The following is a 19,821-nucleotide window of genomic DNA, read 5'->3' as shown; positions in this document are numbered from 1 at the left end:
ATCATTGTGTTGGTGCTTCTTCATAGTCACATTTTGTACATTGAATTTGGACACCTTTTTTAATCTTTTTCTCTACTAATAATGCACTACATTTCGGACATGGTCTACTAATTGGTTTGTCCCAAGACACAAATTCACATTCCGGATATTGATTACAACCGTAGAATAGACGCTTCGTTTTACTTTTACGCTCCACAATTTCGCCCGTTTCACATGATGGACATTTTACACCAATAGGTTTCATAATAGCTTTTGTATTTCTGCAATCTGGGAAATTCGAGCAAGCCATAAATTTACCATATCTACCTAGCTTATAGACCATTGGTGATCCACAAAGCTCACAATCTTCTCCAGCTGGCTCATCTTTTATTACTACTTTCTCCATTGCCTCATCTGCATGTTTAACATGGACTTCAAAGTCTTTATAAAACTCTTCCACAATATTCTTCCATTGACGACTACCTTCTTCAATATCATCTAAATCTTGTTCCATTTGTGCAGTGAATTCGATATTTATGATATCAGGGAAAAATTCTAGTACGAGTTGGTGTACGATTTCGCCTAGCTCTGTTGGCATAAAGCGTTTTGCATCTAACACAACATAGCCACGGCGCTGAATTGTATCGAGGGTCGGTGCATATGTGGATGGGCGACCTATACCTAATTCTTCCATCGTCTTAACAAGTCGCGCCTCTGAATAGCGTGGTGGTGGTTGTGTAAAATGCTGCTTAGGTTCAATTTCAAGCGATTTTACTTGATCACCAATTTCCATCTCAGGTAAAAGCTTTGTCGTTTCCTCTGTTTGATCGTCGGTACCTTCGATATAAAGCTTCATAAAACCTGCAAATTTAACTTGTGAGCCGTTCGCACGGAATAAAACATCACCATTTTGAAGATCTACCGCCACGGTATCAAGTATAGCCGGAGCCATTTGACTTGCAATAAAGCGCTCCCAAATCAAGCGATATAAACGCAACTGATCACGACTAAGGACTGCCTTTAATTCCTCTGGTGATCTCATCGTACTTGTTGGACGAATTGCCTCATGGGCGTCCTGCGCATTTGAAGCCTTTTTCGTCTGCTTTATTTCTGTTGCAATATACTCTTTTCCATACTTTGACTCGATGAAAGAAACCGCTTCTGTTTTTGCTGTTTCAGAAATACGTGTGGAATCGGTACGCATATAAGTGATTAACCCGACTGTTCCCTCTTTTTTACCAATATCAATACCTTCATATAATTGCTGTGCAAGCATCATCGTTTTCTTTGCTCGGAAATTTAATTTTCGCGCTGCTTCTTGTTGTAACGAAGAAGTTGTAAAGGCTGGTGCAGCATTTCGTTTACGCTCTTTTTTAGAAACATTAACAACATTAAAGTTTGTCCCTTTGACACCTTTTAAAACGGCCTTTACTTGTTCCTCATTTGTTAGCTTAATTTTTTCTTTGCCATTTCCATAGTAAAGTGCATCAAACGATTTTTTTCCTTTTTCAAAAGTACCTTCAATCGTCCAATATTCTTCTGGTTGGAAGTTTTTAATTTCATTTTCGCGATCAATAATCATGCGTAGCGCTACTGATTGTACACGGCCTGCTGATAAACCCTTCTTCACCTTTTTCCAAAGAATTGGGCTAATGTTATAGCCAACAAGTCTATCTAATATACGTCTTGTTTGCTGTGCATCTACTAAATCCATGTTAATAGGACGCGGGTTTTTAAAAGACTCAATAATCGCATCTTTCGTAATTTCGTTAAATACAACTCGACAATCCGAGTTAATATCGATATTTAATGCAGTCGCAAGGTGCCAAGCAATTGCTTCTCCCTCGCGGTCTGGATCGGCCGCTAGATAGACTTTCTTCACTTTTTTAGCCGCAGATTTTAATTCCTGTAAAACAGGTCCTTTACCACGAATCGTAATGTATTTAGGTTCAAAGTTATTTTCCGCACTCACACCCATTTGGCTACGTGGAAGATCTCGTACGTGTCCAACTGATGCTTTCACCTTATATTTTTTGCCTAAATAACGTTCAATTGTTTTTGCTTTTGCTGGTGATTCTACAATCACTAAATAATCCGCCATCTATGTCTCCCCCTTAGCGAGGTCTTTTACTAAATTTTTAAGTTACCTGTTGCAAAATGTATAACAGATTTTAAGATAATGCAACTTTTTTTCAATTTTTGTTAGAAAACAGGTCCAGTGTTTCAACGATTTGATGACCATTTATTACTGGAATTGCTCCATCCACAAGTAATTGGTTGGTCCCCTTGGACTGTGTCGCATCAATAGGTCCCGGTACTACAAATACATCCTTCCCTTGCTCTAATGCAAGTTCTGTTGTAATAAGCGTACCACTTTTTAACGCTGCTTCTGTCACAACTAAAGCTTGAGCTAAACCACTAATGATTCGATTACGCATCGGGAAATGCCATTTTTCGGGCTTCATATATGGAGGATACTCAGTTATTAATAACTGTTGAATAGCCATTTCATTCGCCAATATTTGGTTTTCGCTTGGATAGAGATAATTAAATCCATGCCCAAGAACTGCCATTGTGTGCCCCCCCATATCGATTGTTGCCCTATGTGCCATTGTATCAGCACCTCTAGCTAGCCCGCTTACGACCGTATACCCACATTGAACAAGTGATGGGACAATTAGGTCTAATGCTCTTTTAGAATACGCTGTAGCCTTCCTGGAGCCTATAATAGCTATCTGTTTCTTGTTTGTTAACAGGGAATGCTGACCTTTCACATACAATACAGTAGGAGGACTGGATATTTCAAATAATTGCGCCGGGAAATAAGGATGATAAAAAGGTATGGGGAAAATATTGGCCCGTGCATAGGCCTCTTCAAATGGGATTGTCATAATTTGTCGAAAGCTTTGAGAAATCTGCAATGCTTTATGTGCCGATATTTGTAAAACATTTGCGATTTCATCATAATGAGCTTCTTCAAAAGTGTTTAAAACGTTCACTGGGGACAATAATCGTTGAAGTTTTTGAAGAGGTAAAGGATATACATAATGCAAAGCTAGTAATCTCTGTGTATCAACTGCAAGGATCATTCTACAAACCTCCTTTATAATAGAAGAAAGTAAATGACCGCATGATGATTTGAACACAACTTTGTGATGTAATTTTCCATACAGTAAATAGGAAATTGTTTAATGAAGGAAGATAAACAGTGTATAAATAAGGAAAAAGATGTAGCCACTATGTGCTACATCTTCCATTTTAATGGGTTTTACACTTTTCGTATAGCCCTTTTTCTTTAATTACTTTAATCAGTGTTTCACCAATAACAGATGGTGTTTCTGCTACTTCAATGCCTGCCGCATTCATAGCTTTAATTTTCTCTGCAGCTGTTCCTTTACCACCAGAAATGATAGCACCTGCGTGCCCCATACGTTTGCCTGGAGGTGCAGTTTGTCCACCAATAAAGCCAACGACAGGTTTCGTCATATTCGCTTGAATCCATGCAGCTGCTTCTTCCTCAGCTGTACCACCGATTTCACCAATCATAACTACTGCATACGTTTCTGGGTCATTATTAAACGCTTCAAGAACATCGATGAAGTTAGTACCATTTACAGGGTCTCCACCGATCCCAACAGCTGTTGTTTGACCGATACCTGCTTGCGTTAATTGATGTACTGCTTCATAAGTTAATGTACCAGAACGAGATACAACTCCTACATGGCCTTTTGTATGGATATAACCAGGCATAATACCGATTTTACATTCATCAGCTGTAATAACACCAGGACAGTTTGGACCTACTAGGCGAGTCTTTTTGCCTTCCATGTAACGTTTAACCTTCACCATATCAAGAACAGGAATATGTTCTGTAATACAGATTGTTAATTCTAATTCTGCATCAACAGCTTCTAAGATTGCATCTGCTGCAAATGGAGCAGGAACGTAGATAACTGAAGTTGTCGCGCCTGTTGCAGCTACAGCTTCTGCCACTGTATTGAAAACAGGAACTCCTTCGATTTCAAGTCCACCTTTACCTGGTGTTACACCTGCTACGATTTTAGTACCATACTCAAGCATTTGCTTCGTATGGAAAAGAGCTGTTTCGCCCGTAATCCCTTGTACAATTACCTTTGTATCTTTGTTAATAAATACAGCCATTGTTCTCCCTGCCTTCCTTAGCCTACTAGTCCCACAATTTTTTGTGCACCGTCAGCCATTGAATCCGCTGCAACGATGTTTAAACCAGATGCATTTAAAATTTCTTTACCAAGTTCTACATTTGTACCTTCTAAACGTACAACTAATGGCACAGCTAAACCAATTTCTTTAGCAGCTGTCACAACGCCTTCAGCGATAATGTTACATTTCATAATTCCGCCAAAAATGTTTACAAAAATGCCTTTTACGTGTGGATCAGAAAGGATAATTTTGAAAGCTTCTGTTACTTTTTCAGCTGTTGCACCGCCCCCTACATCAAGGAAGTTGGCCGGGCTACCGCCGTAGTAGCTAATTGTGTCCATAGTCGCCATAGCAAGACCAGCACCATTAACCATACAGCCAATGTTACCTTCTAAAGATATATAGCTTAAATCATATTTTGACGCTTCAATTTCTTTTGGATCTTCTTCATCGAAATCGCGTAATTCGACAATATCTTTATGTCGGTATAATGCATTCGCATCAAAATTGAACTTAGCATCCAGTGCCACTACTTCGCCTTGTCCAGTTACAACAAGTGGATTAATTTCAACAATTGATGCATCTTTGTCGATAAATGCTTGATATAAACCTAACATTAATTTAACAGCTTTCCCTACAAGGTTTGCTGGAATATTCATATTAAACGCCATACGACGTGCTTGGAAACTTGTTAATCCAACAACTGGATCAACTACTTCTTTGAAGATTTTTTCCGGATTTGTTTCCGCTACTTCTTCAATATCCATACCGCCTTCTTCAGATCCCATCATTGTAACGCGAGAAGTTGCACGGTCTAAAACTAAACTTAAATAGTATTCTTTTTGGATATCAGAACCTTCTTCAATGTACAAGCGTTTTACTTCTTTTCCCTCAGGACCTGTTTGATGAGTCACTAAAATTTTCCCTAATAATTCTTTTGCGTACGTACGTACCTCGTCAAGGTTTTTAGCGATTTTTACACCACCTGCTTTACCGCGTCCACCTGCATGAATTTGCGCTTTGACTACAGTTACATTAGAGCCAAGTTCTTTCGCTACTTTCACTGCTTCATCAGGGGAAAAAGCAACTTTTCCGTTTGGTACAGCTACACCATATTTTCTCAGGATCTCTTTCCCTTGATATTCATGGATATTCATAATACATCCTCCCATCAAACATTTGCATAGAATTGTTTTACTAACATAGTCTATTCTAACGAAACATTCTGATAAAGTCTACACTTTGTCTTTTGTTCGAATTTTCTCTATTATTATGACGTATTCTTCTATTTTGTGTACTAAAACAGCTTGCAATAATAATCAGAATACTTCATTTTTTCTATATTTTCGCGCATGTTCTTGATCTAAACGATATATAAAAGCAAAGACCTCTGCCACAGCCTGATATAATTCCTCAGGGATGGACTCATTTAAATCTAATTGACCAAGCAGCTGCACAAGGTTAGGATCCTCATAAATCGGCACATTATGCTCATTTGCTCTTGCCAAAATGTTCTCGGCAATTTTCCCTTTTCCCTTTGCTACAACAGTGGGACTATCGAATTGACCGAGTTTATAAGTTAGCGCAATTGCCTCTTTACGGGTAAATTTTTCTTCGCTCATACGCGGATATCCACCCCACTCTGTTCCTCTTGCTGTTCTACTACAGGACCATTTTTGACTGCCAGGTCCTCGTCAAATTGTTTCATAAAAACGCCTGATAGTTGATAATTTTTTTCTGCCAACCCTTTTTTTAATGCTGCCTTTAATGGTTCTGCAAGGGATTGAATCTGTGAATTTTCATTAAAGACCGTTACTGTAACTACTCGATTTTGAACCTGCATATCAATGACCGTTTCTTGCATGGATGCCATTTGTAAATAAAATAATACCCTCGCATAGTTGGCATCAATTTTACCATCATCCTTCATGCGACCATTCCATTGCAATGTAGCATCCATTCTCTTACCGAAAAATTCAAGCGGAACTTGCATAATCAGTTGATGTTGGTGTCCATTTTCGCCTGATGATAGCTGCATCCCATTCATTCGTGTCATTAGCATTTCTGCCGCTTCCTTCAATTGCGGTGTCATATTAGTTTCCTGCAATAATGTATGAAGCTGCGGTTTTAATTGATGTGCAATCATTTGTAAATCCGCTGATTTGTTCCCTAGTGTCGCCTCGTAGCTAATCCCTAAATTTTTTAATACTGTTTTCATCGCATGCTCCATTGCCTTACTATCCATCGAATTTTGTACAAGAGCGTCTGCTTGTGTCACTATTTGTTGAATGAAGGGTTGTGAAGAAGCAATGCTATTTTTTACAAGATTACGCATTAAAGCTTCATTTTGTAAGGGAGAAGCAACCTCTTGCTTCAATAAGGACAATAAATGATCTTTTACTGACAGTCCTTTTATGTCCTGTGTAAATAAATGATTGGACGTATTTTGAGAAAAGGCTTTTAATAATTGATCTTGCATCTGTTTAGCAAAAATATCTACTGTTTGCTTTGTGACAGGTAACTGATTAAAACGATCAATTAGCTGATTAATCTGCTGCTTTTGATCATTTGTTAAAAATTGTTGATTTGTTGTCCACGATTTAAGCTGTTCGATCAATTGAGCGACATTTTCAGGCTTCGCTGTTAGGATAGTTTGAACGACTTGACCCGCTTGCTGCATTTGCTGAGAAGCTTTTCCCTCATTCATACTTGACCAATTTTGCAATGTCGCCTGATTCGGAATTATCCCTGACTCCTTTAAGATCGACAAGGCTTGGATTTTTTCACTAGTTGTAGCTGCATTATTTGTTAAATTTTCTAGAACTTTTGCAAGAACCACACTACCTGTTTCTACTTCAAATGGCTTTGCAATTGCTTGTACTTGTTGCATTAGATTTTGTTTAAGCTGTTCAGGCATTACTGTATCTTTTGCTAGAAGCTGTGCAAAGTTTTCCATAATAGTCGCCATACCAGAAGTCTTTTGTCCACTCATTAGCGCTTGAAACACTTCATTAGTCATGGGCATTTTAAGCTCTATCATTTTTTGAATCGTTTGCAAAGCATCTATTTTAGATATACCCTCTGGTAATGCCTTTAACCACATTTCAGCTTGTATAAGTTGTTCCTTTGAAATTGGTAGCTCTGCCTTCATAAAATGTCCTAATAATTGCTGCATCTCTGCTGACTTAGGTAAATTCATAGACTCTAATAGCTGATTAATTTGTTGACTTGGTGAAGCAGTTGGCGTCATCGGTCCTGACACCACTTTCAATTCTGCTTGTGGATCTGTTCCTGTTACCTGAAAAAAATGGGCATCTCCAGCTTTTAATGGAACTTCAAGTTTAGCGATAAATTTTTGATTTCCTACTTGTATCTCCGCCATTTGATCAGGGTATAATTTCTTAATCGTTCCATGAAATACTTGTCCCTGTTTTAAGGCCAGTGGCTGATTATTTGCAGTTATTGGGTTTTGTTGCATGTGGATCGGATTAAATGATGTGGCTGTCATATATATACTCCTTTCATCAATTACTCCTTCGGTAATTGGTGCTAACGTATTATTCAAACATGGATTTAATCGGCTCGAACGATTTACGATGGTGAATCGTTGGTCCGTATTCTTCTAGTGCTTTTAAATGCTGCTTTGTACCGTAGCCTGCATGTTGTGCAAAACCATACATAGGAAAATCTTTATCTAATTGTTCCATATAATCATCTCGGGCTGTTTTAGCTAGAATGGAGGCTGCTGCTATTGCTAAGCTTTTGGCATCTCCTTTAATGATGGAATCCTGAGGGATAGCCATAGATAATGTCATGGCATCTACTAAAACATAATCGGGTTTTCTTGATAACGATTCCACACTTGCCTTCATAGATTGTTTGGTCGCCTCATAAATATTAAGCTCGTCTATTTGTTGAGCCGGTTGGAAGTGAATAAAATAACTAATAGCATGTTCTTTAATTAATGCAGCAAAGGCATTTCGTTTATCCTTCGATAATTGCTTAGAATCATTCAAACCAACAAGAGCCTCACTATTTGTTGGCAAAATTACAGCCGCTGTAACGACTGGCCCCGCAAGAGGACCACGCCCCGCTTCATCGACACCTGCGATTAATGCATCTATTCCCCCATAGCTTAAATCAAATGCTACTTTTGCTTGATGTTCCTGAAGTAATTGGCGCCTTTTTTCTTGTTTCTTTTGCCAAGAAAACCAAGCCTTTTGAACACCTACTCGTTCATCTTCTGCAATTCCTGACATCCACTCTTGCCATTCTTCCGCATCTTTTAATGCTACTGTAATTTCTTTAATACTTCTCATTTCTTACTCCTTCTTGCCTCTACTTATTAAACCTATATCCATTTCAGTCATTATGTAGCTTCATATTTTTCCTCTATATAATTATTATCGGTAGGAAAATTCATTCCTAAAAGAAAAACTGTCACAAAGAGGGTGTGACAGTTTCCAATACTTTTTATTGTTCTGATTCTTTTTCTAGTTGTTCATCCACAAAATCAAATGTTAATTTGCCTAATTGCAAGCCTCGAATATCTCGAACGATTAGTTGAGCTACTTGATCATAATCAATTTCTCCACCTGCACCAAACACGCGACGAAGTTTCCCAATATGGTCAAAAGTTTCAACCAAATCTTCATGGACCAATTCAAAGCCATAACGCTCCTCCATACGCTTTGGATAATGAACGGATAAGAAACGTAAGCCGTATACTGCTAAGTCTTCCATGTTTGTGATGGTGTCTTTAATAGCTCCTGTTAAAGCTAATTTAAAGCCCACTTCTTGATCTTCAAATTTTGGCCATAATATCCCTGGCGTATCTAATAGCTCAAGTTCTTTCCCGACCTTAATCCATTGCTGTGCCTTTGTTACACCTGGGGTATTTCCCGTTTTAGCAATATTTTTTTTCGCCAAGCGATTAATCAATGTTGATTTCCCAACATTTGGAATACCAACAATCATTGCACGAATAGCTCGAGGCTTCATCCCTTTTGCTTTCATGCGATCAAACTTTTCTTTTAATATTTCCTGCGCTGCCTTTGTTACTTGCTGTAAGCCTTTACCCTCAAGGGAGTTAATGGCTACTGCTTTATGACCACGCTGTGCAAAATAATCTACCCATTTGCGTGTTTCTTGCTCGTCTGCCATATCTGCCTTATTCAAAATTAAAAGACGAGGTTTTTGATTGATGACTTCGTCGATCATTGGATTACGAGACGATAAAGGTAAACGGGCGTCTATTAACTCAAATATAATATCAACAAGCTTTAATTTTTCTGTTACTTCACGTCGGGCCTTTGCCATATGCCCGGGAAACCATTGAATTGTCACTGCTGTGCCTCCTAAATTAAAAGAAAAAGGGAGTTCATGAACGCTCCCTTTCTTGCATTACTTTACAATTTTTATGTCATTAAACGGCCAGAAAATCAAACTTGTATTGCCGATGATTTCCTTTTGATCTACAAGACCAATATGTCGACTGTCTTTACTATTTCGACGATTATCCCCCATGACAAAAACATACCCCTTTGGAATCTCATCTAATGAAACATCGATGTCTTTTAAGGTAAAGTCTTCAGTTAATGTTCCCCCTGCGATTTCAGCTTTATAAGCATCTAAATAGGGCTCATCTATTGGCTCACCGTTGATATATAATTGATCGTCTTTATATTCCAGTGAATCCCCTGGCAATCCAATTACACGTTTAATGTAATTTTTTTGTTCAGGCGCATGAAACACAACAATATCAAAGCGTTTTGGTTCACCTATTTTATAACCAATTTTATTCACTATCATGCGGTCGCCATCTTCAAGGGTTGGCATCATGGACTCACCATCAACTGCAATTGGTGTAAATAAAAAATATCGTATGATTGCAGCAATCGCAAATGCAATTAATAGCGCTTTTGTCCATTCCCATAATTCATTCTTTTCTTTCACCTGTTTTTCCATTGAGAAATGCCCCCTTGTCTAACACTATTTTAGTTGATAGGGAATTAAGATGACAAGCAAAAAGAAAAGGAGCTTGCGTACAAGCCCCTCACTTTTAAGTCATAATTATCGAATTTCTTTAATACGAGCAGCTTTACCACGTAGGTTACGTAGGTAGTAAAGTTTAGCACGACGTACTTTACCACGACGTACAACTTCTAAGTTAGCGATTTTTGGTGTGTGTACAGGGAATGTACGCTCAACACCTACACCGTAAGAAATTTTACGAACTGTGAAAGTTTCGCTAATACCGCCACCACGACGTTTAATTACTACACCTTCGAAAAGCTGGATACGTTCACGAGTACCCTCTACTACTTTCACGTGTACCTTAACAGTATCACCAGGACGGAAAGCAGGTAGATCAGTGCGAAGTTGAGATTTTGTAATTTCTGTAATAATGTTTGACATTGTTTTCTCTCCTTAGACAGATGCTCTTGCACGCAATCTATGCCACAGCGGAACACCGTAATTCAGTACTTCACATAGAAGTACATTTTAAATGTTATCATAAATATATTAGGCAATCAAGCATCTTGTTGATTGTTTTTAAGTTTTTCTAAATACAATTTTTGCTTGTCAGTTAAAGGATATTGATCGAGTAAATCAGGACGACGTTCAAAGGTTCTTTTCAACGATTGCTCCTCACGCCATTGCTCAATTTTTGCGTGATTGCCCGATAATAAAACATCTGGCACCTTCATTCCTCGAAATTCTGCTGGTCGAGTATAATGAGGATGCTCTAGGAGACCAGTTGAAAAGGAATCTTGTATATGTGAATCTTCTTGCCCTAATACACCTGGTAATAGGCGTACAACACTATCGATAACCGTCATTGCCCCTAGTTCTCCACCTGTTAAAACGAAATCTCCAATAGAAATTTCATCTGTTACAAGGTGCTGGCGTATACGTTCATCATAGCCTTCATAGTGACCACATAAAAAGACTAATTCCTTCTCCTGTGATAATTCTTCTGCTTTTTTTTGGGTAAATCTTTCTCCCTGAGGGCACATTAAAATGATGCGTGGTTGTTTTCCTGCACAAATTGCTTCTACAGCGCTAAACATCGGCTCAGGCTTTAAAACCATGCCTGCTCCACCACCATATGGATAGTCGTCAACTTGATTGTGCTTATTGCCCGAAAATGTACGGATGTCGGTTACCTCTAGCTTGACCGCATCTTTTTCTTGAGCTTTCTTTAAAATAGAAGCCCCGAAAACACCTGAGAACATATCGGGAAAAAGGCTCAGCACATGGATATTCATCATAATAAACCTTCCATTACGTGAATAACAATTTTCTTCTCAACCACATCAATATCTTTCACGATATCTTCTATATAAGGGATATAATGCTCTTTCTTTGAGCCTTTAACCACCCATACATCATTAGCACCTGTTTGTAGAATATCATTCACAACACCAATTGTTTCGCCTTCTTCAGAAACAATTGTACAACCTATAATCTCATGGAAAAAAAATTCATTTTCTTGAAGGAGATCGTCAGTCATTTGATCTTTTGTCACTTTTAACAAACCTTCTTTAAACGGCTCGACCAAATTGATGTTATTCATACCTTCAAATGTTAATAAAATAAAGTTTTTATGACGACGTACAGATTGAATCGTTACCCAAGTTGGCTTTTTATCGTCCTTTTTAAAGGCAGCAAGCTTATTCCCTACCGCAAAACGTTCTTTTTCAAAGTCTGTTGTCGATAATATACGCACCTCTCCTCGAATACCGTGTGTATTGACAATACGACCTACATTAAACCATTCCATTCAACTATCACCTCATTAAAAACGTACTACTCTCTCCCATTGCATTCATTCTCTTACTTAAATTCACTTTGGAAGAATGTAGGTTCAGCCTAGACAATCAATTGTCTCGTCCATATTAATATAATCAATTGTCTCTAGCTGTAATCTTTGTTCAAGCTATATGCCCTGTTTGTCCAAAATAAAAAGAACAACTCTAGGCGAAATAAAGAAAAAAAGGAAGGAACCTACAAGCTCCCTCCTTCTTAGTCCAGATATTACGCTTCATGCTAAAGGCCACTTCGAACTCCTAAGCGACATGTAAACACACCTATCAGGACTCAATTGTACTCATTGCAAGAGCGCGAAAATCTTTTCTATTAATCCAATATATCGACGTAGGTCTTCTTTTGATGGTGACTACCTGCCGCTGAATAAACAATTGTACGAATCGCTTTCGCTACTCGCCCTTGCTTGCCTATGACTTTCCCTCGATCCTCTGGATGAACAAAAAGTTTATAAACAATTCGATTTGCATTTTCATCCGTCTCAATACGAACTTCTTCTGGATAATCGACTAACGGTAAAACGATTGCTTCAATCAGCTGCTTCAAAGACGTCGCCCCCGATTATTTACTGAATTTTTGGTTATGGAATTTCTCCATGATACCTTGTTCTGAGAACAGGTTACGTACTGTATCTGATGGTTTTGCACCGTCAGCTAACCATTTAAGAGCTTTCTCTTCATCAATGTTTACAGTAGCTGGTTGAGTTAGTGGGTTGTAAGTACCAACTGTTTCGATTTGACGACCGTCACGTGGTGAACGAGCGTCTGCAACTACGATACGATAGAAAGGAGATTTTTTAGCTCCCATACGTTTTAAGCGAATTTTAACTGCCATTTTAATAGCACCTCCGAATAAGTTTCACACAAGATAGTATATTATCAATGTTTAGGTTGTTTGTAAAGTGTTTTTTCTTAACACCTAAAAATTATTATTTAAACAATGAATCAAAGCCTGGTAATTTCATTTTTTTCTTGCCCTTACCACTAGCCATCCCAGTCATTTGCTTCATCATTTTTTTCATTTCATCAAATTGCTTAATCAGACGATTCACCTCTTGAATAGAAGTCCCTGAACCTTTAGCAATACGCTTTTTACGGCTGCCATTAATCAATTCAGGATTCGTCTTTTCAGCAGGCGTCATCGAGTAAATAATCGCCTCTACACGCCCCATTTGCTTATCGTCAACTTTGACATTATCTAAGCCTTTGATTTTGTTTGCACCAGGGAGCATCTTTAAAATTTCATCTAGAGGTCCCATTTTTTTAACTTGCTGTAATTGCTCTACGAAATCATCAAATGTAAAGGTTTGAGTCTTGAATTTTTCTTCTAACTCTTTGGCTTTTGCTTCATCTACATTGGCTTGGGCCTTTTCGATCAGCGATAGAACGTCTCCCATACCTAAAATACGAGACGCCATACGCTCAGGATGGAAAGGTTCTAGCGCATCCATTTTCTCGCCCATACCGACAAACTTAATTGGTTTCTGCGTTACAGAACGAATAGATAAAGCCGCACCACCACGAGTATCACCATCAAGTTTCGTTAACACAACCCCTGTAATACCAATAGCCTCATTAAAGCTTTCTGCTACGTTTACAGCATCTTGACCTGTCATTGCATCGACAACAAGGAAGACCTCATCTGGCTCTTTTAATGCGCGAATATCTTTTAATTCTTGCATCAAATCCTCATCGATATGCAAACGACCAGCCGTATCGATAATTACGACATCATGATGCTCTTCTTTTGCCTTTTCAATTGCCTGACGTGCAATCTCTACAGGGGAAATATCAGTGCCTAACGAAAAAACTGGTAATGAAAGTTGTTTACCCAATGTTTCTAATTGTTGAACAGCTGCTGGACGATAAACGTCAGCTGCCACTAACAATGGTTTACGATTATATTTTTTCCGTAGTACATTTGCCAATTTACCTGTAGTTGTCGTTTTCCCTGCCCCTTGGAGGCCGACCATCATAATAACAGTTGGAGGCTTCGTATTAAATTTAATTGGGCTTTGCTCGCCACCCATTAATTCTGTTAATTCGTCTTGTACAATTTTAATAACTTGTTGACCTGGTGTTAAGCTTTGCATAACATCAACACCAACAGCGCGTTCACTAACCTTTTTTACAAATTCCTTGACTACTTTTAAGTTAACATCCGCCTCAATTAAAGCAAATCGGACTTCACGCATCATTTCTTTGACGTCTTGCTCCGATACTTTCCCTTTGCCCTTAATTTTCTGGATCGTTCCTTGGAGTCGTTCCGCTAATCCTTCAAAAGCCATTGCTTTCGCCTCCTAATCCCATTCTTTCAGCTGTTCGATAAGCGCTAACTGCTCTTCAGCTGTCATACTTTGTTCTGTTATCCCCATTGTTAGCTGTGAAAGCATTTGGGTACGTTGTTGAAATTTTTCAAGTAAACATAATTTTTCTTCATATTCCTCAAGCATTGCTTCTGTTCGACGAATATTATCGTAGACAGCTTGGCGTGATACACCATACGATTCAGCGATTTCACCTAGTGAGTGATCATCCAAATAGTATAGTTCCATATAACTTCTTTGCTTATCTGTTAATAATGCTTGATAAAAGTCGAAGAGAAAGTTCATGCGTGTTGTTTTTTCAAGTAGCATCGAATGTTTCTCCTCCCGCTATTTAGTCATTTGTATCATAACGAAAAGCGCCCGTCTGTGTCAAGGTAATCTCCTTGTCTAAAAGTCTAATTTACTTACTTTTGGGCATTTCTTTCCTGTAGCTAGTATGACTTTTTCCAACAAGTCAATTCAACTGATCACAGTCGAGCGTTTCTACTCCATTTCACTCAGTGGATTGGTATCACATTTCTTAATGTAAACATGGCAAGTCTAACCTAAAATGAAAAATCCATAAAAAACAAAACAAACATTCATCCCCTCCAATACATGAAGGAGATGAATGCTAAATCAAGATAAAATGACACTGCGCATTTCACTGTTATTCTTCATTATTTTGTAATTCTTTATCTAAACCATCAGCAAATAATCCATAGACGTATCGCTCTGCATCAAATGGCTGTAAATCGTCCATTTTCTCCCCAAGACCTACAAATTTAACAGGAATGTGTAATTTGTTACGGATTGCTAGCACAATACCGCCCTTAGCTGTACCGTCCAGCTTTGTTAAAACGATACCTGTCACATTTGTTGCCTCTTTAAATGTTTGTGCTTGAACAAGGGCATTTTGACCTGTTGTTGCATCTAACGCTAATAATACTTCATGTGGAGCACTCGGGATTTCACGGGAAATGACACGATGTACCTTTTCAAGCTCGTTCATTAAATTCACTTTATTTTGTAAGCGTCCAGCTGTATCACAAATTAACACATCTGCTTTTCTATTTTTCGCAGCACGAATTGCATCATACATAACTGCCGCTGGATCAGAGCCCTCAGATTGTTTAATAACCTCACAGCCTACACGATCTCCCCACACTTGTAATTGATCGATAGCACCTGCACGGAATGTATCACCCGCAGCTAAAACAACTGTTTTGCCTTGGGACTTGAGACGACGAGCGAGTTTACCTATTGTTGTTGTTTTCCCTACACCATTCACCCCAACAAATAGGATGACTGTCAGCTCACCATTAGGCTGCATATTTAATTCAATTAAATCTTCTTCACCTTGCTCATAAATTTCTACAAGCTTTTCAGAAATTAAAGTTTGGATTCCATTTGTATCTTTTATGTTTTTACGTTGTACCTCGAAACGTAATTTATCCATAAGTTCCATGACCGTTTCAAAACCAACATCGGCTTGTAATAAAAGATCCTCTAATTCCTCAAAGAAATCCTCATCCACTTTACGATAACGCGCAACAAGGTCGTTCACCTTCGATGTAAAGGAATTACGTGTTTTTTCAAGGCCCTCTTTAAATTTTTGCGTAATAGACCAAGCTGAAGGTTTTTTCTCCCCAGTTGGTTGTTCCTCAATAATTTGTACTTCTAGCTGTTCTTCTTCCTCTATTAGAGAAGGCGGCTCTAAATCCTGTGTACCTTCGATGTCCGACGTTTGTTCGGATTCTGTAGTATCTTCAATTGGTGAGAATTGCTCAGAAGATTCTTCAACAACAGTCTCAGTAGTGGCAGGTTCACCGCCTTCTTCTAATGCCTGTGGATGAGAATCTAAATCATGTTCAGTGACTTCTAGTTTTTCTTCGTCCGCTGGATTCCCCATCAATTTATCTTTTATACGTTTAAAAAAGCTCATCCTTATTTGCTCCTTTGCTCCGCAAGTACGGGTTCGTCTTCTAATTTTACTGATACAAGTTTCGATACGCCTGACTCCTGCATAGTTATACCATACAGGACATCTGCTCCCTCCATCGTTCCTTTACGATGTGTAATGACAATGAATTGTGTTTCACCACTAAATTTCTTCAAATATTGGCTGTAGCGCACAACATTTGCTTCATCTAAGGCAGCTTCCACTTCATCGAGAATACAGAATGGGACAGGTCTTATATTTAAGATGGAGAATAATAAAGCGATCGCCGTTAGCGCACGTTCACCACCAGAAAGCAAACTTAAGTTTTGTAATTTTTTCCCTGGAGGCTGAGCAACAATGTCAATACCTGTTTCTAGTAAATTTTCCGGATCAATTAATACTAAATCGGCTTGCCCTCCACCAAACAATTCACGGAATACTCGTCTAAATTGTTCGCGGATCGCATAGAATGTTTCGCTAAAGCGCATTGTCATTTCTTCATCCATTTCTTTAATGGCTTCATGCAATGTTTCTTGCGCTGCAAGTAAATCCTCACGCTGTTCAGTTAAGAAAGTGTGTCGTTCAAGTACTCTTTCATATTCTTCAATTGCGCCTAAATTAACAGGGCCTAGCTCTTCAATTGATTTTTTAAGCAATTTAACACGTCGACGTACAAATTCCTCATCTTCTATAGCCTGTGCTTCTTCTTCTGCCTCTTCAAATGTTAACTGATAATTTTCCTCTAGCTGAGCTGTGAAATTGTCCATTTCGAATTCGACACGATTTCTTTTCAACTCATTTGCACGAATCGCTTCAAGATACCCTTTATGGATACGTTGTAATTCCTTCAGCTGAGCCTCTAACGACGAAAGTTCATCCTGTTGCCCTACTTTTTCCTCTTTTTTCTGAGAAATCGTCTCTTGTAGCGCATCTCTTCTGGTCTTCCACGTCAACACCTGTTCATCGACCTCTTCATCACTTAAATAATTTGTCGATTCATCAGATTGGAGCCATGATATTTCCTGAGAAATATTTTCAACTTTTTGTTGAGCTTTGTTTAATTGTAGGGCTAAGTCAGCCGTAGCAATTTGAACTTGTGACATTTGTTCTTGCATAACAGCTAATTGTGAGCGTTTTTCTGCCAATTGCTCACGTAATACATCTTTTTCTGTCTCACTTTGTAGCTTAACCCTACTTAATTGCTCAACGGTTTCATTGATTTCGATTAATTCTCCTGCAAGCGCGCTTAAACGTTCCTCTGCTTCTTGCTTTTGAGCCAATAATGATTCTTCTCGTGTTTTAACATCCTGTGTTTCAGTCGAGGCAAAGGTTACTCTAGCCGATAAGCTTTTTTCAACAGCCTCTAGCTCACGTAAACGTCCTGCCTGCTGCATCTCATCTTTTCGTAATTGCTCCCCTTCAAGCTTCAATAGCTCTACTTGATCTCGAAGTGTTGCTAGCTTTTCTTTTTCCGTTGCAACAGCCTGTTCTGCACCATAAATGGAGGCTTGCAATGACTCTAGCTTAAGAATTAAACCATCTAATTCCGCTTTTCTTGTAAAGAGTGAAGATTGCTGTTTCAGGGCACCACCCGTCAATGAGCCCCCTGCATTAACAATATCTCCATCAAGTGTAACTACTCGATAACGGAACCCACATAATCTCGCAATTTGACTTGCCCCTTCAAGATTTGCTGCAACAATGACATTGCCTAGAAGATTTTCAACAATCGTTCGATTATCTTCATTAAAAGTCACTAACGCATCCGCCATCCGAATGAATGCTGGGTGCTCAGTTGCTAATTGGATAGTCGCTAAATTGATTTTACGTGATTTCATGACGGTTTTTGGTAAAAAAGTAGCACGCCCAGCTCGTTTTTGCTTTAGCCAATGAATAGCCTGTTGGGCATGGCGTTCATTAGTTGTAACAATATGCTGAGAGGCGGCTCCTAACGCCGTTTCTATCGCTTGTGAGTATTTCCCCTCAACCTGAATTAATTCAGCTACAGCACCCTCAATACCTTGTAATTCATCTTTATCTCGTGCAAGCAGCACTTCTTTAACTCCTTGGAAAAACCCTGAAAAGTCAGCTTCAAGCTCCGCTAACGTATCTTTTCTAGCTTTTAGTTGCTGCTGATGCTGATAAGCCTTATATAGCATATCTTGCTTTTCAGTAAAGGTAGAATTAACATTTTTTAACTGTATTTGTAAAGCTTCATATTGTTCTAGCTTTTCTTGTAGGTCATTTGTTGTTGAAGTATGTGCAGCTACTAGCTGTTCTTTTTCAGCAATAATTTGCATAAGCTCTTGCCCAATTTCATCAGTTTGGTCGGACATTCGTGTTGCCATAGCCTTTTGTTGAGCCAACTGCTGATCGATATTTTTCAACTCATTTTTGATAGTTGCTTCTTCATTCAACGAATCGATATATCGGTTTTTTTGCTCCTCAATTTCTTGTTCGATTTCTGTTACGGAGCGATTTAAAGATTGCTCTAACTGTTTAATGCTTTGTTTTAGCACCGACACAGCTTGTTGTTTTTCAGAGAATACGTCTTTTTTCTCCTGCTCCTGCATAAACAGTGCCTCTACTTCTGCTTTGGCCTCTTGTAATGACGTATTCAGCTGCTGTAATTGATTGGAGGCATTTTGACGCTTTTCAGCCATTAGCGCCTTTCGTCCATCCCAACGTTCTACCTCCATTGTGGCATTGACTAGGTCCGCTTGAGAAACATCCAAATATTCATCAAGTTCTTTTAATAACTTCCGAATATTTGTTGTCTGTTTATCGAAAGTAGCAATATCTTGAGCTTGCTTTTGCTCTATCTCAGATAGGTTTGTGTACTCTTCTTTAAGCGCACGCAAAGACTGTGCACAATTTTTAAAATCATGCACAAGTATGGCAATATCAAAATCTTTTAGCTCAGTAGACATTTGTACATAGTCTCTTGCACTAGATGCTTGCATTTCTAGCGGTCCAAGTCGACTGTCTAATTCATGGAGAATATCTAATACACGATACAAATTCTCATCTGTCTCAACAAGTTTATGCTCTGCTTTTTTCTTTCTTATTTTATACTTTAATACGCCAGCTGCCTCTTCAAAAATCGAACGACGGTCATCAGGTCGGCTATTTAAAATTTCATCGACACGACCTTGTGAAATGATAGAAAATGCCTCTTTTCCAAGCCCTGAATCCATAAACAAGTCCGTAATATCCTTCAGGCGACACTGCTGGTTATTTAATAAATATTCACTATCACCTGAACGGTATACGCGTCTTGTTACGCTTACTTCTGTATAGGAAAAAGCAAGTTGCTCGTCGGTATTATCTAGTATTAGTGTTACCTCTGCAAAGTTAAGTGGCTTCCGAGAGTCACTCCCTGCAAAAATTACATCTTCCATCTTTGATCCACGTAACGACTTTGCCGATTGCTCACCAAGTACCCACCGTATTGCATCTGTGACATTACTTTTTCCACTGCCATTTGGTCCCACAACTGCTGTAACACCGGGTACAAAATCAATACCAATGCGCTCCGCAAATGATTTAAAGCCAATCACTTCTAGTCGTTTTAGGAACATCT

At 38.7% G+C, this 19,821-nt stretch carries 18 protein-coding genes; all 18 read right to left on the bottom strand.

Features of this window, described 5'->3' with window-relative positions; all coding sequences use genetic code 11:
• Window position 1: 1 nt before the first annotated feature.
• On the bottom strand, window positions 2–2,080 hold the full coding sequence (gene topA, locus KVT27_RS02230) for a type I DNA topoisomerase (protein WP_036123967.1): 2,079 nt from the start codon (window positions 2,078–2,080) through the stop codon (window positions 2–4).
• A 91-nt stretch (window positions 2,081–2,171) separates the two neighbouring features.
• Window positions 2,172–3,068: a DNA-processing protein DprA gene (gene dprA / locus KVT27_RS02225; protein ID WP_036123964.1), complete on the bottom strand. Its 897-nt coding sequence runs from the start codon at window positions 3,066–3,068 to the stop codon at window positions 2,172–2,174.
• 169 nt (window positions 3,069–3,237) lie between these two features.
• Window positions 3,238–4,140 (bottom strand): succinate--CoA ligase subunit alpha, encoded by a 903-nt coding sequence (gene sucD / locus KVT27_RS02220; RefSeq protein ID WP_008181281.1) that lies wholly within the window; start codon window positions 4,138–4,140, stop codon window positions 3,238–3,240.
• Window positions 4,141–4,157: 17 nt separating this feature from the next.
• The gene (gene sucC, locus KVT27_RS02215; RefSeq protein WP_036123960.1) at window positions 4,158–5,318 is read right to left on the bottom strand and encodes an ADP-forming succinate--CoA ligase subunit beta; all 1,161 of its coding nucleotides are present in this window, start codon (window positions 5,316–5,318) and stop codon (window positions 4,158–4,160) included.
• A gap of 162 nt (window positions 5,319–5,480) precedes the next feature.
• Window positions 5,481–5,783 carry an EscU/YscU/HrcU family type III secretion system export apparatus switch protein gene (locus KVT27_RS02210; protein WP_012293250.1) on the bottom strand — a complete coding sequence of 101 codons (303 nt, stop codon included), beginning with the start codon at window positions 5,781–5,783 and terminating at the stop codon, window positions 5,481–5,483.
• Window positions 5,780–7,726: a hypothetical protein gene (locus KVT27_RS02205; protein WP_254636035.1), complete on the bottom strand. Its 1,947-nt coding sequence runs from the start codon at window positions 7,724–7,726 to the stop codon at window positions 5,780–5,782. Before KVT27_RS02205 ends, KVT27_RS02210 begins: the two co-directional genes overlap by 4 nt.
• Window positions 7,719–8,480, bottom strand: a complete 762-nt coding sequence (locus tag KVT27_RS02200) for a ribonuclease HII (RefSeq protein WP_150908032.1) — start codon at window positions 8,478–8,480, stop codon at window positions 7,719–7,721. Before KVT27_RS02200 ends, KVT27_RS02205 begins: the two co-directional genes overlap by 8 nt.
• Window positions 8,481–8,634: 154 nt before the next feature.
• Complete coding sequence (gene ylqF, locus KVT27_RS02195; RefSeq protein ID WP_036123953.1) at window positions 8,635–9,507, bottom strand: ribosome biogenesis GTPase YlqF; 873 nt, start codon at window positions 9,505–9,507, stop codon at window positions 8,635–8,637.
• A 57-nt stretch (window positions 9,508–9,564) separates the two neighbouring features.
• Window positions 9,565–10,128, bottom strand: a complete 564-nt coding sequence (lepB, locus tag KVT27_RS02190) for a signal peptidase I (protein WP_036123951.1) — start codon at window positions 10,126–10,128, stop codon at window positions 9,565–9,567.
• A 105-nt stretch (window positions 10,129–10,233) separates the two neighbouring features.
• Window positions 10,234–10,578, bottom strand: a complete 345-nt coding sequence (rplS, locus tag KVT27_RS02185; RefSeq protein WP_008181294.1) for a 50S ribosomal protein L19 — start codon at window positions 10,576–10,578, stop codon at window positions 10,234–10,236.
• Window positions 10,579–10,694: 116 nt separating this feature from the next.
• A complete protein-coding gene (trmD, locus tag KVT27_RS02180) occupies window positions 10,695–11,432 on the bottom strand; it encodes a tRNA (guanosine(37)-N1)-methyltransferase TrmD (RefSeq protein ID WP_036127685.1) in 738 nt (245 codons plus the stop codon).
• On the bottom strand, window positions 11,432–11,947 hold the full coding sequence (rimM, locus tag KVT27_RS02175) for a ribosome maturation factor RimM (RefSeq protein ID WP_036123948.1): 516 nt from the start codon (window positions 11,945–11,947) through the stop codon (window positions 11,432–11,434). The genes trmD and rimM overlap by 1 nt, the downstream gene beginning before the upstream one ends.
• 356 nt (window positions 11,948–12,303) lie before the next feature.
• Window positions 12,304–12,537 carry a KH domain-containing protein gene (locus KVT27_RS02170; RefSeq protein WP_004269410.1) on the bottom strand — a complete coding sequence of 78 codons (234 nt, stop codon included), beginning with the start codon at window positions 12,535–12,537 and terminating at the stop codon, window positions 12,304–12,306.
• Between the two features lie 15 nt (window positions 12,538–12,552).
• On the bottom strand, window positions 12,553–12,825 hold the full coding sequence (gene rpsP, locus KVT27_RS02165; RefSeq protein WP_004269411.1) for a 30S ribosomal protein S16: 273 nt from the start codon (window positions 12,823–12,825) through the stop codon (window positions 12,553–12,555).
• Between the two features lie 94 nt (window positions 12,826–12,919).
• Window positions 12,920–14,278 (bottom strand): signal recognition particle protein, encoded by a 1,359-nt coding sequence (gene ffh / locus KVT27_RS02160; protein WP_036123945.1) that lies wholly within the window; start codon window positions 14,276–14,278, stop codon window positions 12,920–12,922.
• A gap of 12 nt (window positions 14,279–14,290) precedes the next feature.
• Window positions 14,291–14,626, bottom strand: coding sequence for a putative DNA-binding protein (locus KVT27_RS02155; RefSeq protein ID WP_012293242.1), 336 nt, complete (start codon window positions 14,624–14,626; stop codon window positions 14,291–14,293).
• 340 nt (window positions 14,627–14,966) lie between these two features.
• A complete protein-coding gene (gene ftsY / locus KVT27_RS02150) occupies window positions 14,967–16,241 on the bottom strand; it encodes a signal recognition particle-docking protein FtsY (protein WP_036123942.1) in 1,275 nt (424 codons plus the stop codon).
• A 2-nt stretch (window positions 16,242–16,243) separates the two neighbouring features.
• Window positions 16,244–19,819 carry a chromosome segregation protein SMC gene (gene smc / locus KVT27_RS02145; RefSeq protein WP_036123937.1) on the bottom strand — a complete coding sequence of 1,192 codons (3,576 nt, stop codon included), beginning with the start codon at window positions 19,817–19,819 and terminating at the stop codon, window positions 16,244–16,246.
• Window positions 19,820–19,821: the final 2 nt, after the last annotated feature.

Source organism: Lysinibacillus sp. GbtcB16 (assembly GCF_019091145.1).
GTDB lineage: Bacteria > Bacillota > Bacilli > Bacillales_A > Planococcaceae > Lysinibacillus > Lysinibacillus fusiformis.
Note: the sequence above shows the minus strand (reverse complement) of the source record. Positions and strands in the feature narration are given on the sequence as shown.